General features: G+C 53.0%; 15 protein-coding genes. 4 read left to right on the top strand and 11 right to left on the bottom strand.

Going from position 1 to position 16450, the window contains the following annotated elements; translation table 11 throughout:
- Positions 1-61: 61 nt before the first annotated feature.
- From MK110_13980 to MK110_13965, 4 genes are all read right to left on the bottom strand, one after another.
- On the bottom strand, positions 62-1354 hold the full coding sequence (locus MK110_13980; protein ID MCH2212409.1) for a phospholipid carrier-dependent glycosyltransferase: 1293 nt from the start codon (positions 1352-1354) through the stop codon (positions 62-64).
- Positions 1355-1447: 93 nt separating this feature from the next.
- Positions 1448-1996, bottom strand: a complete 549-nt coding sequence (gene hpt, locus MK110_13975; GenBank protein ID MCH2212408.1) for a hypoxanthine phosphoribosyltransferase — start codon at positions 1994-1996, stop codon at positions 1448-1450.
- 449 nt (positions 1997-2445) lie between these two features.
- Positions 2446-3369, bottom strand: coding sequence for a thiamine-phosphate kinase (gene thiL, locus MK110_13970; GenBank protein ID MCH2212407.1), 924 nt, complete (start codon positions 3367-3369; stop codon positions 2446-2448).
- 18 nt (positions 3370-3387) lie between these two features.
- Positions 3388-5448, bottom strand: coding sequence for a PTS sugar transporter subunit IIA (locus MK110_13965; protein MCH2212406.1), 2061 nt, complete (start codon positions 5446-5448; stop codon positions 3388-3390).
- A gap of 392 nt (positions 5449-5840) precedes the next feature.
- Between MK110_13965 and MK110_13960 the strand changes: the two genes are divergently transcribed.
- Entirely contained in the window at positions 5841-7130 is a 1290-nt protein-coding gene (locus MK110_13960; GenBank protein MCH2212405.1) for a hypothetical protein, read from the top strand.
- Here MK110_13960 and MK110_13955 read toward each other — a convergent pair.
- The gene (locus MK110_13955; GenBank protein MCH2212404.1) at positions 7112-8347 is read right to left on the bottom strand and encodes a putative lipid II flippase FtsW; all 1236 of its coding nucleotides are present in this window, start codon (positions 8345-8347) and stop codon (positions 7112-7114) included. The two genes, MK110_13960 and MK110_13955, sit on opposite strands and share 19 nt — an antisense overlap.
- 207 nt (positions 8348-8554) lie before the next feature.
- Here MK110_13955 and MK110_13950 point away from each other — a divergent pair, with 207 nt between their 5' ends.
- Entirely contained in the window at positions 8555-9340 is a 786-nt protein-coding gene (locus MK110_13950) for a hypothetical protein (protein MCH2212403.1), read from the top strand.
- A 116-nt stretch (positions 9341-9456) separates the two neighbouring features.
- On the opposite strand, the gene MK110_13945 is transcribed toward MK110_13950, so the two are convergent.
- Positions 9457-9654, bottom strand: coding sequence for a CPXCG motif-containing cysteine-rich protein (locus MK110_13945; GenBank protein ID MCH2212402.1), 198 nt, complete (start codon positions 9652-9654; stop codon positions 9457-9459).
- A 135-nt stretch (positions 9655-9789) separates the two neighbouring features.
- Positions 9790-10323 (bottom strand): molybdopterin adenylyltransferase, encoded by a 534-nt coding sequence (mog, locus tag MK110_13940; GenBank protein MCH2212401.1) that lies wholly within the window; start codon positions 10321-10323, stop codon positions 9790-9792.
- On the opposite strand from mog, the gene MK110_13935 reads away from it, so the two are divergent.
- Positions 10322-10480: a hypothetical protein gene (locus MK110_13935; protein ID MCH2212400.1), complete on the top strand. Its 159-nt coding sequence runs from the start codon at positions 10322-10324 to the stop codon at positions 10478-10480. The two genes, mog and MK110_13935, sit on opposite strands and share 2 nt — an antisense overlap.
- 349 nt (positions 10481-10829) lie before the next feature.
- Here MK110_13935 and MK110_13930 read toward each other — a convergent pair whose 3' ends face one another.
- From MK110_13930 to MK110_13915, 4 genes are all read right to left on the bottom strand, one after another.
- Positions 10830-11219, bottom strand: coding sequence for a cupin domain-containing protein (locus tag MK110_13930; GenBank protein MCH2212399.1), 390 nt, complete (start codon positions 11217-11219; stop codon positions 10830-10832).
- A 32-nt stretch (positions 11220-11251) separates the two neighbouring features.
- The gene (locus MK110_13925; GenBank protein MCH2212398.1) at positions 11252-12943 is read right to left on the bottom strand and encodes a dihydroxy-acid dehydratase; all 1692 of its coding nucleotides are present in this window, start codon (positions 12941-12943) and stop codon (positions 11252-11254) included.
- A gap of 2 nt (positions 12944-12945) precedes the next feature.
- On the bottom strand, positions 12946-13602 hold the full coding sequence (locus tag MK110_13920; GenBank protein MCH2212397.1) for a DUF1080 domain-containing protein: 657 nt from the start codon (positions 13600-13602) through the stop codon (positions 12946-12948).
- Positions 13603-13745: 143 nt separating this feature from the next.
- Positions 13746-13928 (bottom strand): hypothetical protein, encoded by a 183-nt coding sequence (locus MK110_13915; protein ID MCH2212396.1) that lies wholly within the window; start codon positions 13926-13928, stop codon positions 13746-13748.
- A gap of 418 nt (positions 13929-14346) precedes the next feature.
- Between MK110_13915 and MK110_13910 the strand changes: the two genes are divergently transcribed.
- The gene (locus MK110_13910; protein MCH2212395.1) at positions 14347-16431 is read left to right on the top strand and encodes a M3 family metallopeptidase; all 2085 of its coding nucleotides are present in this window, start codon (positions 14347-14349) and stop codon (positions 16429-16431) included.
- Positions 16432-16450 lie beyond the last annotated feature (19 nt).

The raw sequence follows: 16450 nt of genomic DNA, 5'->3' as shown, positions 1-16450 counted from the left end.
GCATCCATGCGGAAGTCAGATCGTGGTTACCTGAATCGAGAGTCCTCCGCCAGGAAAAAAATCATCCGTGTTTCCTACGGGGCAACCACTGACACATTCCAGTTGCAACCAAAATCGCCAGAGGAAATTCAGCTGGCAAACGATATCGCAGAGAACCAACGAAGACCATATGAACCACCATAAACAACACGAACGGTCCCAGAACCAGCAGTAATCCGGTCGGATTCAGCTGCCGAGCACGCAACCCGGCCACACATAATGCCACAACTATCAGCCAAAACAGGCTGCACGCAACCCATACCACCCATCCTGCCGAAACTGAATTCGGCACGGGTTGCAGATACCTCACCAGCTTTCGTCCGGCCAAAGTTAGGGTTCGCCCAGGATTTTCCCTCATGAACTGCTGGGCAAGCTGTTGGTAGTGAGCATTCATTTGATATTCGGACATGGTGGCCATCACATTGTCACGATCGAAAAACTGCATATTGCTGCTCCCGTCAGCAGCTGGATTCAGGCCGTCGTACAGGGAGGGACCACTCCACAGTGAGGTCAGCACCCAATGTCCTGTCACGTTGTAATTGCGAACGACCCACGGCAACATCACGGCTGCAAAAGCAATGACCATCAACACCGGCAGAATCAGTTTTTCCGGCCATCGATGCCTGGTTAACAGGACAACGGCCATCATGGCAACCGGCAACCACAGAATAAATCCCGGTCGCACCAGCACGGCCACGGCGATCAGTGCACCAGTCAACGCCGAACGAATCAGCAGAGGGAGCCTGAAAGCCGAATCCTCGTTCGATTGTCCTAGCGAACAGCCAATCTGGCTCGCCAGGCACCACAGTCCTGCAAGCATCCAGAATGTAAACCAGTTCTCAGACAGGATCAGAACACTGTTACCGATCTGCAGCGGATGAACGGCCATTAACAGAGCAGCCCAGAAACCAACTCGTCTGGTGACAAGCTGACAACCCAGACAATACGTTAACCAGCAGCATCCGGCACCCACACCAGCCAGAATAATCCGAGCAGCAAAAACACTTTCGCCGAAACAGTGAATAACTGCTCCAAGAAGCAGGGGAAAACCCGGGACCCGCAGGACCCGCCGTGCCGGCTGATGAATGGAGTAATCTTCGCCTGACGCAACAGCCCGCCCCAGATGCCAGTACCCGTTGGCATCGCCTTCCACAAAAAACATCCGGCCTGCTTCCCGAACTGATAATTCGGTCCACGATGCCGCACCTATTCGCAGGATAAGTGCCACGAACAACACAGCCGGCACTGCGGACCGCCACCGCTGTTGCGAACCGCAATCTTCCGCGGGTGAGCGTGGTTTATGTTTGTCCGACATTCCTGATTCAATCATTGTGCAGCTGTTTCGAACTGAGACAGCCAATCATCCACTGGCTGCGACTTACAAATTTCGCACAGACGGTTTGCCTCATTACGATGACACGTCATGTTCAGCTGCTGTACGCAGGTCTTCCTCGTCCGGAACACCAATGAACGGCAGGTTGCGGAATTCATCGTTGTAGTCCAGTCCGTAACCTACGACAAATTCATCGGGAATCTGAAAACAATAATAATCCGGCTTCAAATCAACGATGGTTCGATCAGTTTTCCAAAGCAGTACAGCGGAACGAATGCTCACAGGTTGAAAGGCTTCGACGGCTTCATACAACCCGACCATCGTATTGCCGGTGTCAAAAACATCGTCCAGAATCACAACGTCCCGACCGTTAAGATCAGGCACCAGCTCACTGTTAATTGTCAGCTGGCCGGACTCTGTTCGTGTGCCACCGTAACTGGAGGCCTGAATCAGAGCCACCCGCAGGGGAATGCTGGTGGCTCGAATCAGATCCGCAAGCAGCACAATACTCCCGGTGAGTACTCCCAGAACAGTCAGGGGACGGTCTGCATACCGGTCACTGATCCGCCTGCCCAATTCACTGACACGTTCCTGAATTTCCAATTCGGGGATAAGAACCTGCATCGTGCTCCGACTGTTCAATGGACTTCAGTGATGTACATCTGTGGCTGAGCTTTAGACGGCAACCATTGCCGAACGTTTGCAGTATCCGGCGAGACGTCCGTCGATACAACCCGACTCCTGACAGGCCATTTGAGTATTCATTCATCGATGTTGCCCAACAGATGCTTAATCAAACGGTACCCGTTCCGAAGCTGCAGAAGCTTTGCCGTATCCCGGATGACGATGGGTTGTCTTTTCGCCGGGACCTGACGGCATTGCTGCTTCCAACTCGGATCACCGGTGGCATGACTCGTTCCATCAGTCACCATCATTTCGATGACACAACAAAACAACATTTTGACCAAGCTCGGTGGAGCAGTCACAAAGAGCAAGCTGAAACCACTAAGGCCGATACTGACATGACAACGCGATTCAGCCTGATACCGCCCCCGTGACGATCTTCAGAACATTCAGCCGTGCTGCCAGCCGATTTCATGAAGATCGCTGAGGTTCCCGTCGGAATCGACCGCGCGGCACCCGGAATCTTCTGTAATCGTTCCAACAACCGTCAACGTTGAATCTGACTCTGACTGTACCAGCGCAGCTGCAGCATCGACCAAGCCTGCAGGCATCGCCATCAGCAACTCAAAATCCTCACCGTCAGACAGCGCGGCCCGGAGCCGATCCTCCCGAGACAACCCTGACGCAACATCCTCGTGAACAGGAACGGAATCAAGATAGAGCAGCGCACCGGTGTCCCCGGCCTTCAGCAGTCGATGCAGGTCAATTGCCAGGCCGTCACTGATATCGATCATGGCATGCACTGTGCTGTTACGGGTCAGCAACCTTGCAACATCAAGCCGTGGTTCAAACGCGAGATGACGTTGCGATGCAAGACTCCCACCGAGTGCACCGGTGACCACCAGCGAATCACCGGGCTCAGCACCCGTCCGCAAAATCGCTCGATTATCAAACGGCGTACCTGTCATCGAAACACTGATGGCAAAAGGTCCTGTCCATGAATTTGTATCGCCACCGGCCACGGTGAAATCAAAACGTTCTGACAGACTCTGAATCCCACGGTACAGCCCGTTCAAAAATCGGTTTGACTGAGTCAGTCCAGGAACCGCAATCGAGATAAACGCAGCTGTTGGACAACACCCCATCGCCGCCAGGTCGCTCAGATTCACGGCAATTGCTTTACGGCCGATCAGTTCAGGACGTGTACCGGCAACATCGAAATGAACACCATCCAGTAACATGTCTGAAACGACAACGGTCTGACTCCCATCCGGATTCGTCAGAATAGCCCCGTCGTCACCGATTCCTGTGGCAACCGGATCATTCACAGGAAAGCGGCGTCTCAACTGTTCGACAAATTCAGTTTCCCGCATCCCCCCCCCCTGATCCTGTTACACCCAGTGCCCGTCTTCAGCATTCGGTTCTTCATCAGCATCCAGAAATGCCAGATGATCGGCGTCGAAAAACCGCGCCATAATGGCTCTCACCGGAACCAGAAGAGCAATAAACACGGGAAAAATAATTCGGTGAATCTCAGATTCGCTCAGATTGAGAAAACACAAAACAGCAAGACACACCAATTGCACCAGTGTAAACAGATGAATGGTAAGAATCGGAACTCGTCGAGTGTAATGGTTGACCGGATACATAGCCGAATCCATGACCCACAGTGTGAGTCGTTCAACAAACTGAATGCCTCTCAATGAGGTGAATCCCATGAACAGAAAAATCCCGTAAAGCGCCGCCATCGGGACGTACTCGAGCAGAGGCAGGGCAAGCAGAGTCAGTCCTATCAGCAAATGGATCGCGATTCCCGTAACGCGGTTTTCCCGTACATGAACGATCTGTTCCTGACTGGCCCCGCTGGCTGTTGTCACTTCTTCGACATCAGACAGAGCACGTACATGAGCCAGTGAACGTACCGCGGCAGCTACCATCCACGGCCAGCCAAAACACGAACACCCGCCGATCATGATTCCAATCACTGCCAGATCCAGGTGGTATGACTCACCTTTTTCCAGCTTGTTCTGAGGACTGTTCACAAGACGCACAGTGATATTCTGCGAAAGAAACACCAGCACGGTAGCCAGAAGTGCCGGCAGGGCTGCTCCAAATTTTGCCCAGACGGGTACGCTGCCCAGATCGACAAACAGGCCGTTCCGGGCGCTGTCACCGTCAGACGACACACTCAAAGTGTCCAGAGTCTCAACAGAACCGATCCACCAACCGATTCCAATCATACACCCCAGGGCAATCGATGGACCAAAGTCTGCCAGAGCCTCACGCATCCATGGAAACAGATAGTGACTGCGGCGGAACCCGGCCAGTGACATCGCGATGTAGAACGTCCCCAGGGCCAGTACCAAAGCCAGCAGAGCTTTTTCCATCGATGCTCCGGGATTGGAATTCGCCTCAGCAAATGTGTCAACCAAAGCATCAATCGCTTTGTAGATGAATATCAGCGACATGAGTGCTGAAAAAATTTCATCCGTAAACCGGGTGAAGTATCTCATTAAATTGCTGGCGTTCGAAACTGCAAGCAGCACCGTAAACAAAGCAGTCCAGAGTCCGACCCATCCGTAGATTCCAAGAAAATGTTCTCCGAGTTGCATGTCCTGGCACAACTGATACAGGATGAGTGTAAAAACCAGCAAAGGACCGATTCCACCGACAATCGTCAGTGGCTGCCCGGCCAGCAACGAGTAGATCAGACCACACACAGCTGTGGAAATAAGCATCTCAGGAGCGCCAATCAGTCCCCCGGTTTCTCGCCCCATAAAACCGCCAAACGTCACTGCCGGAGCAAGGCAGGCAAAGAACATGAACACGATCGAGGCAACACAACGGGGATTGAATCCTGACCTGAGATCGTCGGCATAGTGAGGCAGACGTCGTTTGACATCAGCTACGAGACCGGCAAACGGCCCCCAGCCGGATCGCAGCCCTTCAACAACCTCTCGCGGTTTGGGAGGAACTGCCAGTGCTGTCCGCTGTACATGACGCTCTACGGCATCCGCTACAGCCTGCTGACTGGAAGCATAAATCGCTTCGAAATGGAACACATTATCCGACATCAATCGAGCGATCCCCGACAACGTGTCCAGGTGCTGAGCAGCCTGATGGTTCGCCCCCAGCATTAGAAACACGTATCTCGTCCCGATGCGATCCGGCGCTCCTAAATTGGCAGGATGACGCAGCCGGATGAAAACCAGCTGAGGCTCTGCAATGCAGTCGTCATAAAAATGAGGCACCGCGCAGGCCTGTCCGATCACAGTCGAGACGGCTTCCTCACGCTGTTTTGCACCATTAGCTACGAATTCCTGGATGTTTTCCGGCAGTCGCCCCGACTGAACCAGAAACCGGACACCGGCATCAATAATCTCCGGCATCGTACGTGCATCAAGATTTAGCAGACAGCAGCCTTCAGAGACTGCCTGATGGAGAGCCCTCACGTTCCGTTCTCCCTTCACATTCCGTTCTTCTTCCCAATCGACTTCAGCACCAATATACAAAGAAAATAACAGATCGAAGGCCGTCGCACAGCCTCCCGGCGGACTGACCGATTCCCGACAGTTTTAGTCAGCAGACGAAACCGTCAGACGGTCGTAACACCAATCGGTCTTTAACAGAGAAATAACCGTTTTTTAAACAGGACAACAGCAGACGATCTCCACGATACGACACCTGCGGCCCGCTGGCCGAATCTCACCCGTCCGGTGAATCAAAGTCGGACAGATGCAGACAGAATCCTGCAACAGCCTGGCCTTCTCTCACTGTCTGCCTCACAATAATCAGTTGTTCTCCCACTCAACTCTCCCCACTCACATTTCACGAACTGCCTGCCATGAAATTGCTGTTGGTAATTTTCGGCGTCACTGTCATTTTCACAGGAGAAACCATCACCGCCGGCGAACCTGTCATGATGACAGCAGATGATGGTTTCCGCTGGCTCAAGGGCAATATGCATACGCATTCGCTGTGGAGTGACGGTAATGACTATCCGGAAATGATTGCGAAGTGGTATCTGGAGCATGAATACCAGTTCCTCGTCTTCACCGACCACAACACGCTGCTGAACAAAGAACGCTGGATCAATTCAGTCGACAACAAGGGCGGCGCTACGGCGCTCGGGAAACTGCAGGCTGCCGGATTACCTGATTCGTGGATTGAAATACGGGACGGCGACGACGGGGCGGCAGAGATCCGACTCAAAACATTCGATGAAGTCTTCAACCTGCTCGCCGTACCTCAAAAATTTCTGCTGATTCAGGGTGAAGAAGTTTCCGATCGATTTGACCGTCTCCCGGTACACTTGTGCGTGACAAATACATCGACACTGCTCACTCCACTCGGTGGCGACTCGATCACCCAGGTTATGCAACGAAATGTTGATGCAGCCCTTTCACACCGAGCCCGGACCGGAGAATCCGCACTCATCCATCTGAATCATCCAAACTTCAACTATGCCATCACTGCCGAACAACTGATGCAGGTTGTCGGTGAGAAATTCTTCGAGGTCTACAACGGACACCCCGCAGTGAAAAATGAAGGAGACGAGCAACATGCATCGACCGATCGCATGTGGGACATAATTAACACATGGCGACTCTCCCGGCTGGATCTGCCGGTGATGTACGGTCTTGCGACCGATGACTGTCACAGCTATCACAGCAGCACTTCCATTAAGGATTCTCAGCCCGGACGCGGATGGGTCATGGTGCTCAGTCAGACATTGACACCGGACGCCCTGGTACAGTCACTTGAAGCAGGACTGTTCTATTCCTCGTCAGGCGTCACGCTGGAATCGGTCACAAAAGATGAAGACAAATTGAGCGTTGTCATTAATGCTGAGCCTGACGTAACGTACACAACTGATTTCATCGGTACGCGACACGGTTTTGATGACACATCAAAACCTGTGTCTGATGATCCCGAGAACGCCGACAAAATGACTCGAACGTACAGCAGTGACGTCGGCAAAGTTCTCAAATCGGTTACCGGATCCACGGCGGCCTACGAGTTTTCCGGCGACGAAATCTATGTCCGGGCACTGGTCACATCGTCTCGAGAACATCCGAACCCCGCAGAACCGGGAGAAATGGAACGTGCCTGGGTTCAGCCGATGCAGCCGTGATTGTTTCGGGATATTTCCCGGGACTTAACCACTTCTGCTGCAGAAACCGGGCCACGTACATTTCCGAAGTGCTCGACATCCCGAGTCATCGCCACAACGATTCCCACTCCCACTACGTTCACAAGGAGATTGGTACCGCCGTAACTGATGAATGGATGCGGCAATCCTTTGGGAGGAATCATGGCAGTCACAACGGCAACGTTGGCAAGTGCCTGAAGAACGAGCTGAATGACAAGTGTGTTCCCCAGGATCCATGCGAAGGAGTCTCGCCGCAAATGACGCAGTGAAGCCTGACCTGTGATCAGGACTCCTGTCCAGATGATGATCAAAGTCAGCGTCCCGGCGAGCCCCAGTTCTTCTCCGATAACCGCAAATACAAAATCAGTGTTCGCTTCAGGAAGATAGCTCAGTTTTTGCCAGCCACTTCCGACTCCGGTTCCATCCAGACCACCTGCTCCGATTGACAGTATCGACTGACGAATCTGCCACGGGGCCTGAGACAGATCTTTCCACGCAGCAATGAAACCGGTAATCCTCTGCATCTGGTAAGACCTGAGAATCAGGAGTGACGCACCGGCAGGAATCACAACGGCCAGTGACAGGGCAAAATATTTCAATGGCCAGCCTCCGATGAACAGCGCTATCAGGAAGCCGGCCGCCAGAAAGACCGTGGCCCCCAGATCAGGTTCACGAGCGACCAGCGGAAGGACCAGGGCAAGCGGCAGGATCATTTTCGGGATTGTTCGTAAACAGAATCCCCTGGAACGCAGTTCCGTCAACAGTGTTGCCGCCACCACGGGAAGGATCAGCCGCCCCAGCTCTGATGGCTGAAACGAGAGGTCGGCAAATCTCAGCCAACGCTGTGAGCCGTTGACACGAGATCCGATTCCAGGGACAAGAACCAGACACAGCAGGATCACAAGTCCGATCAGGCCCGGACGCGCCAACTGCTGCAGCATGTCCGAACTGATGCGGGAAGCAACAAGGCCGCAACATGCCGCCAGCGTCAGGTAGACTAGATGTCTTGACAGGAACGCCGTTTCCGACTCGCTGGGCATTGATGTCAGGCTGGCACTATGGACCATCTGAATACCAACACCGATGAGCACACAAACCAGACCAACAAACAGATGCCGCATGTCGCGCTGTTCCCGCAACACCGTTTCACTGCAGGTTCGTAACCGGTCCGAAAGAGGATGTTCAATGGGTGTGGGCACGATGATACCGGACAACACAAACAAAACTGGCACTGGCAGACATGAACAGGCTCTGACCTGTTGCACACAAACGGGCTCTATCGTCTAATCGGTTATCCGGAAAGAGACATGAACACGGAATGCGGTCATAAGACGTATGCCGAAAGTACCGTCAGGCACCCGGGAACCGCTCTGAATTTCAGACTGTGATTTGTAAAGGAATTCCTCATGCGCCAAGTTGTCTGTCTGTCACTGCTGACCGGTTTGTGGGGTCTGGGTACGCTACCGAACTGTTGCGCGGAACAATGGACAACGATTCGGGGACGCATTGTTTTCTCCGAAGACAGTCCGGAACCACCACTGCTGGACGTTACTCGTGATGAAGACTATTGCGGGCCCTTTGAGCTTAAAAACGAAGCTCTTATGGTGAACCCGGAGAATCGCGGCGTCAGAAACGTGGCCATTTTTCTGAGAAACCGGAAGCCTGTCCCCGTTCATCCGTCCTATGCCGATACCGCAAACAACCCCGTGGCCCTGGACAACAGCAAATGTCGATTTGTCCCTCGAATGCAGAAACTGCGCACGGGCCAGACATGGCAGGCAGGCAGTACAGACACCATTTCACATAATGTCGCAGTTTTCGCACAGCGCAACGACCCGTTCAGTCAAATCATTCCCCGCGGCAAGCCAATTGAGAAAGTCTTTGCAAAACCGGAGTCACGACCCGTTAAGGTCGCCTGCTCCATTCATGCCTGGATGCGAGCTTATATCATCATTACCGATCATCCCTACGCCGCAGTAACGGACATCAACGGAGAATTTGAAATCGCTCATGTTCCGCAGGGGATGCGAACATTCCGGTTCTGGCATGAACGTCCGGGTTACGTCAAAGCGGTGACACACAATGGTTCAAAGCAGAAATTTAAATCCGGCAACTGGGAGTTAACTGTCACCGGAAAAATCCTGAACCTGGGAGAACTGGAAGTCGATGCGGCAATGTTCGCGGAAAACTAACCGCAGTTGCGAGATGACACGCTTCCAACTCCTCTCACTATGCACCCAAGAAAGTATGCCATTGACGTCCCCAGGCTCAGAATCGTCTGTCGCCTCTCAGAACACTCCTCGCCCGGTCAGAACCGGTCCTGTTCAGATGACGCTGAAACATTTGCATCACCATCGTCACTAAGGTGAACGATGATGACACAGGCATGACAGCAAACGGGACAATCTTCGATGTACTCCTGAGTCGACCCCTCAGTGGGATCAATCGGAATCACAATCTCTTCGCCACAGGCATCGCAGATATAACTGGCTTCATTGTCCATCATCACGACTCACCGCTCGACGAACTGACTCAAGACAGGTGTTACAGAGCGGCTTATGAAGCAAACACTCAATTTTGTCATCAGGAACAATCGCACCGGCAATTCAGATCACCACACAGAAAGAATGTCATCAGAAATTTACTTCTTTTTCGGCCGAAACGCGACAATTCGGTCGGAGTTGGTTTCGATGAACGGACCGCCAAGCAGGTCAATGCAGTACGGAATCGCCGGAAACACCGCATCAAGACACTCGCCAATGGCTTTGGGCTGCCCTGGCAGATTAACAATAAGTGATCCTCCAAGAATACCGGCAGTCTGCCGCGACAGAATAGCCGTGGCAACTTTCTCCAGCGACACTTTTCGCATCAGCTCTCCAAAGCCCGGCATCATCCTGTCGCACACTGCTTCCGTAGATTCAGGCGTGACATCTCGCGGAGCAGGCCCCGTACCACCGGTGGTGATAATCAGACAGCATCCGTCAGCAGCCAATTCGCTGAGCGTTGCCTCAATGCGTGTTCGTTCGTCGGAAATCACACGAGGCACCGGCTCCCAGACACTCGACAGCACCTCCGTCAGGTACGTACGAATGGCCGGACCACCCCGGTCTTCGTACTCCCCTCGACTGGCCCGGTCAGAAACTGTAACGATACCGATGCGTGCATGACTGGACATGAGCAGGAAAACAAAGCAGGAGAGAACGAACCGTCCGGATATTGCCGAAGCAACAGGGCGTTCCCATGATATTCTGATTGCACGTCGCCAGGCAATCGACACGGGACAACTGCTCACAAGTCGATCGAGTTTGGCTCTGACTCTTCTTAAGAAATAAGGAAACATCAGGCAGGATGCACGCAGTACGGACAACTGGGTCCTTGATTTCCAAAAAACCGTACGTCTGCGTGACGTACCGGAATTCGATTTCACCGATACGAAGCCGGAACTGTCGAAACAACGTTCGTCACCACCCAAACTCGATCCCGGTGAACAGTCTGAAGAACGTCGCCATCGTGAGGATTGTACTGCGTAGTTCAGCAGGTCAGAGAAACATACTCTCCGGAACCTGATCACACGGCCGTCTGTCATGTACTGTCATCAGACGGAAGCAGCCGACAGAACCCGCACATGAACGATGGAAGCCACTGTTATTCAACAGAAACCATTTATAACAGCACACCTGTTCACTGCTGTTCGCTGTCGGTTTCCTCAACGAAGTAAGTGTCTCTGCCCGGACGGCAGCCGGGAACATGGATGTCCAGCATGACCAGCGGATCATCCCCGGTCACAAAAGCATGTCGGGTCCCCGGCGGCAGTCGCAAAAAATCGCCGGGTTTCACGGGCTGGGATGATCCGTCAAGAACCGCTGTGGCACTTCCCGAAAGGACGAAATAAAATTCTTCTGCAATGCTGTGATAACTTGTGGACGTATGTTGATTTGACTCCACGTAAACCCGATACACCGTAGCGGCAGCTTCTTCCTGTTCTGTTAGAAGTGCCTCTATCTGATACGGACCGAACTGCTGCACGTTTGTTGACAAGCCGCTGGAACGATGGATCACGGTTCGTTTCATGTGCGTTTTCGTCCGATGAAACAGGTTCTCTGTCAACGACGGCGACACCCAGGCGCACTGTTGCTGACGCAGCCGTCGTGAGCCTGAGATACAGTGGCCGAAAAATCTGCGAGATAACCTCGAAATGGTTCGCGGGGTTTCCAGGCAGGCAGGGCAGAGCGACGAGCTTCAAGCACATCATTATCGACCAGCACATCCACTGTCCCGTTCAGCAGGTCGTAGCGGATTCTGTCGCCGTTCTCGACACAGCCAATCGGTCCCCCGACAGCAGCCTCCGGAGAACAATGAATCCCTATCGCACCGTGAGACACACCGGACACCCGGGTATCAGTAATGATAGCCACCCTGCCATCAAGCTCGGGAACCGTCAGCGCATTGCTGGCCACCAGAACTTCAGGCATTCCGCTGGCTACCGGTCCCCAGTACCGCAGTACTACGACCGTTCCGGGTTTGATATCACCACGTTCCACAGCCTTCACAATATCTCGAGGATCTTCGAAACACGCCGCGGTTCCTTCAAAAACCGGCTGGTCCATGTTGTTCACTTTGAAAACCATACCGTGGGGTGCCAGGTTACCAAAGCAGACCTGCATGTCGGCATAGGCCTTGAAACAGTTCTCCCGGGAAACAATCAGGTCCTGATCGGAATCCGGTGAAGCAACCTCTGCAAGATCTTCCTCAAGTGTCCTGCCGGTCACGGTTAGGCAGGATCCGTCCAGCAGGTCAGAATCGAGAAGATGTTTGAGCAGCACGGGGGTCCCGCCGATTTTATGAAGATCATACATCGTGCCGCTGCTGCGAGGCGCAAAGCTGCATAACACAGGTGTGTCGCGGAGCAGTGGCTGCAAATCCCGTAAGGTAAAGTCAACGTCGGCTTCCCTTGCGAGCGCCAACAGATGAAGAATTCCGTTCGTAGACCCCCCTGCGGCTGCGATGGAAACGGCTGCATTGCGAAACGAGGCACTGGTCAGAATATCACGAGGACGAATGTTTTGTTTCAGCAATTGAAGCATCGCCGCCCCCACACGGCGACATTCAGTTCGTTTACCTTGGTCCACCGCCGGAATCGAACTACTGGATGGCAGCATCAGTCCGATGGCCTCCATCGCGATGCCCCAGGTATTGAAGGAAGCCGCGATACCACAGCCCCCCGGGCCCGGGCAGGCCGCTTTCAGAATCGCATCGGCATCCTTTTCGTCCATGGCTCCAACAGCCACAGCGGACTGCGAGTCATAAACGTCCAGAATGGAGATGTCCTGTCCGTTATGGCAACCCGGCAGAATACTTCCACCACTGACAATCAATCCCGGATAGTTGGTACGAGCAAGGGCCATAGCAAAGCCAGGACCGTTTTTATCACAGCAATGCAGGCCGATGAGACCGTCGTAGCAGTGTGCGGTGAGTACACATTCCGCACTGTTGGCTATCAGGTTCCGGGAGGGCAGGCTGGCATTGCCACCTTCGTGCCCCTGCGAAATATTATCACTGACGCCCGGTGTTCCGAACGGGAAAGCCAGCATACCGGCCTGTTTACAGCCCGCCTGAATCTCGCCGGCCAGTTCGTAGGCGTGAACGTTACAGGTATTCCCTTCGAGTAACGGCACCCCGATACCGATTTGTGGCTTGTCGAAATCAGCTTCCGACATCCCCAGCGCGTAATAAAAAGCGGTGACGCCTTTTTGCCATCCGCGTGTCAGCCGGACGCTGTTCCAGTTGGGTGCCATTGTCACAGTTTTCGCATTCGAATGTTTCGGTACCAAGCCTCGCCTGGCGGTCCACCATGAATTTGTAACGCAATGTCGCCGACCAGCGAAATGTCTTTATCGCGTTCGACGTAGTCAACCGTCTGAAAATCGTTGATCCAAAGTCTGACTCGCGGCCCACGACAGACAATTCGATATTCGTTCCAGTCATTCAGCTTCAAAACTTTGGAAAGTTTGTCCGGATCCGGCCCGGCAAGCACTCTGCGACGACGACTTTCGTCGTACAGACATCCCCAGTAGGTCTGCCCAAGGTCGGCCTGATAACCAACCATTTCATGATGGTCAGGAATACGTCTGCTGCGAACCTGAATTCCCGCGTTGGTTGACTCTCCGATCAACCTGAACTGCAATCTGAGCTCAAAATCAGAACAGGAATCTTCATACCGCAGGAAAAAATTGTGGGGAATGTTCCGCCTGAGCGTCCCACCAACAATGGCTCCATCTTCAATTCGGAACACGTCCTGGTCACCCTCCCAGTGCTCGAACGTTTCACCATCGAAAATTCTTACAAAACCATCTGCTTCGTCAGCATCTCCAGCCGGCTGAAATGCCTGGCAGAATCCCGCCAGTAACATCAACGAGACCGGCAGAACAAAGACTCGCCGTGTAAATCCCCGCATCTCCCCACCCCCCCCTGTCCTACATACGTTCATTACGTGCAACGTACCCTTTGGTCAGCATTTGAGGTTAGACCGAAGAAATCCTGCGCAGGAAGAACCAGCCAAACTGCCGGTTTGCAACAAGTCACAAGCGCTCACAAAAATCACACAAGCACAGGCTCATGCAACTGGCTGACGCTGACGGTCAACGTCTCAACACGACCGTCCGGACCTTCAATCTCAAGAACCGCCTGCTGCTGTACATCATCGATGCGATGCACCGTCACGGTATGGCCGTCAATCTCAATTGACTCACCCAACTTAAGATCGATGTGATGATCGTTCATCTGCCAGCACCATTGACTTAAAAAAACATTCGCAGGGAGCCGAAACCGGCTCTCCATAACCTGCGAAAGGTTGGTGAATTGCGGCACAATCCCTTGGCCGCAACAAAGACGATCCAGACCGACTCTGTCGCGCCACAGACTCAGGTTATAGCCTCCCAAGTACGACTCGACAATCGCGAATCACACCGATGATCGAACTTCGGATGACCTTTTAATGATTCGATTTTTTGTATGGAATTACCCTTGCATGTTTTTTTTTAAATCTTAGTAGCGATTTGTTGTAATGACGGTTCCCCGTGCCGCAATCGATCCACCAACCTATGAGCCTCACGACGGTACAACATTATAATTTCGTAATCGCCCGTAATAACCCGCGGCATTTCAATCGTACTTATGAATTTAATTCAATGGTTTAACTATGGCGTTAGAACATTCAGACAATCCAATCCTGCGGACATCAGGAATTCCGAGCTACGATGCAATTCAGCCAGGTCATGTGGAGTCGGGAATCACAGAAATGCTCAGGCGGGCGGAACAACTACTCACTTCGCTGGAAAAGCAACCTGCCAGGGGGTGGGACAGCCTGATGAATCCGCTGGAAAAAATTGACCTGCTTTACGAATATGGCTGGAATGCTGTTGGACACCTGTTGAGTGTGGTCAACAGTGATGAACTTCGGCAGGCACACGAAACTGTTTTACCGGCGGTAGTCGAGTTTGGCCTGCGAATCGCGCAAAGTCAGCCGCTCTATCAGCAAATGTGCTGTCTTCGTGATGGCGACACCTGGAACGAACTCTCGGCATGTCGGCAACGGATTATCACGCTGGCCATTCAAAATGCAGAACTCTCGGGGATCGGACTGGATCCCCGAGACAAAAATGAATTCAACAGGAGCCAGAAACGACTCTCTCAACTGGGGTCTGATTTCGCTAATCATGTTCTCGATTCCATCAAAGCCTTCCACCGGGATCTCACTGAATCCGAAGATGCAGAGGGACTTCCGGACAGCTTCCGCAGAATGGCAGCCGCTGCCTGGTCTCAGGCAGCGGAAAACAAAGGACAGGAAGCGACACCTGAGTCTGGACCATGGCGCATCACGCTTGATGCACCTTCATTCGGACCTTTTATGGAACACTGCCGCAACCGGGACCTCCGCGAGATCGTCTATCGTGCCTGGATCAGCCGGGCGTCAGACGGAGAATTAAATAATGAACCGTTAATCGCCGAGATCCTGAAGCTGAGGAATCTCCAGGCGAAACTTCTGGGATTCAACAACTACGCAGAGCTCAGTCTGTCACGAAAGATGGCCGGAACAGTCGATCGTGTTGATGCCATGTTCCAACAGCTCCTGACAAAGTCACTCGAAAAAGGGCAGCAGGAACTGGACGAAATAACAAGATACGCAAACGGTCACGGCCATGAAGGTCCACTGGCGCACTGGGACCTGCCTTTTTGGGCCGAACGCCTGCGTGAAGAACGCTTTGCTTTCACCGACGAAGAACTGCGACCATATTTTTCACTGGATCGAGTGCTCAGCGGACTCTTTGATTTATGCGAACGACTGTTCGGAATCTCCGTCGTCAGAACAGACAAAAAAGCGCCGCGGTGGCACGATGACGTCCGCTACTATGAAATCAGGAATGAAAAGAGTGAATACATCGCTGCGTTCTATCTGGATCCCTACTCGCGTCCTGAAAACAAGCGAGGCGGAGCATGGATGAATGACTGCATCACACGATCGGTAACTCCGTCACAAGCGCGGCTTCCAATCGCCCATCTGATCTGTAACGGCACACCGCCGGTAGGCAACGTGCCGTCACTCATGACCTTTCGAGAAGTCGAAACGCTGTTCCATGAATTCGGGCACGGCCTTCAGCACATGTTGACTGTGATTGATGACCGTGACGCAGCAGGAATCAGTGGAGTGGAGTGGGATGCCGTGGAATTACCCAGTCAGTTCATGGAAAACTGGTGTTATCATCGACCAACGTTGCTGGGTATGGCTGTACATCATGAATCAGGTGAGACGCTGCCGGAAGAACTCTTTGAAAGAATCTGTGCGGCACGGACTTACCGTGCCGCCACCGCGATGCTGCGTCAGCTACTGTTTGGCATGACAGACATTGAACTTCATTCCTCATTTGATCCGGACGGCAGTGAAACTGCATTTGATGTATTTCAAAAGATCTCGGAGGCAACGTCATCAATGCCGGTATTGCCGGAGAATCGATTCCTTTGTTCGTTCCAGCATATTTTTTCCGGTGGATATTCAGCCGGATACTACAGCTACAAGTGGGCTGAAGTGCTCAGTGCTGACGCATTCGGAGCCTTTGAGGATGCCGGGCTGGACGACGAAACTGCCGTCGCGGAAACCGGCAGACGATTCCGTGACACAGTTCTGGCACAGGGGGGCAGTCGTCACCCCATGGACATCTTTAGGGAGTTCCGCGGACGTGAACCCACTGTCGACGCACTCCTTCGTCACTGCGGGCTGACGAAGTGAAGTTAACTGGTTAACTTGA

Source organism: Fuerstiella sp. (genome assembly GCA_022447225.1).
Classification (GTDB): Bacteria; Planctomycetota; Planctomycetia; order Planctomycetales; family Planctomycetaceae; genus S139-18.
Note: the sequence above shows the minus strand (reverse complement) of the source record. Positions and strands in the feature narration are given on the sequence as shown.

Coding starts and splice junctions, on each gene's coding strand:
- MK110_13980 (MCH2212409.1), bottom strand. CDS start 1,354: ATGTCGGACAAACATAAACCACGCTCACCCGCGGAAGATTGCGGTTCG.
- hpt (MCH2212408.1), bottom strand. CDS start 1,996: ATGCAGGTTCTTATCCCCGAATTGGAAATTCAGGAACGTGTCAGTGAA.
- thiL (MCH2212407.1), bottom strand. CDS start 3,369: ATGCGGGAAACTGAATTTGTCGAACAGTTGAGACGCCGCTTTCCTGTG.
- MK110_13960 (MCH2212405.1), top strand. CDS start 5,841: ATGAAATTGCTGTTGGTAATTTTCGGCGTCACTGTCATTTTCACAGGA.
- MK110_13950 (MCH2212403.1), top strand. CDS start 8,555: ATGCGCCAAGTTGTCTGTCTGTCACTGCTGACCGGTTTGTGGGGTCTG.
- MK110_13945 (MCH2212402.1), bottom strand. CDS start 9,654: ATGATGGACAATGAAGCCAGTTATATCTGCGATGCCTGTGGCGAAGAG.
- MK110_13935 (MCH2212400.1), top strand. CDS start 10,322: ATGAGCAGGAAAACAAAGCAGGAGAGAACGAACCGTCCGGATATTGCC.
- mog (MCH2212401.1), bottom strand. CDS start 10,323: ATGTCCAGTCATGCACGCATCGGTATCGTTACAGTTTCTGACCGGGCC.
- MK110_13930 (MCH2212399.1), bottom strand. CDS start 11,219: ATGAAACGAACCGTGATCCATCGTTCCAGCGGCTTGTCAACAAACGTG.
- MK110_13925 (MCH2212398.1), bottom strand. CDS start 12,943: ATGGCACCCAACTGGAACAGCGTCCGGCTGACACGCGGATGGCAAAAA.
- MK110_13920 (MCH2212397.1), bottom strand. CDS start 13,602: ATGCGGGGATTTACACGGCGAGTCTTTGTTCTGCCGGTCTCGTTGATG.
- MK110_13915 (MCH2212396.1), bottom strand. CDS start 13,928: ATGAACGATCATCACATCGATCTTAAGTTGGGTGAGTCAATTGAGATT.
- MK110_13910 (MCH2212395.1), top strand. CDS start 14,347: ATGGCGTTAGAACATTCAGACAATCCAATCCTGCGGACATCAGGAATT.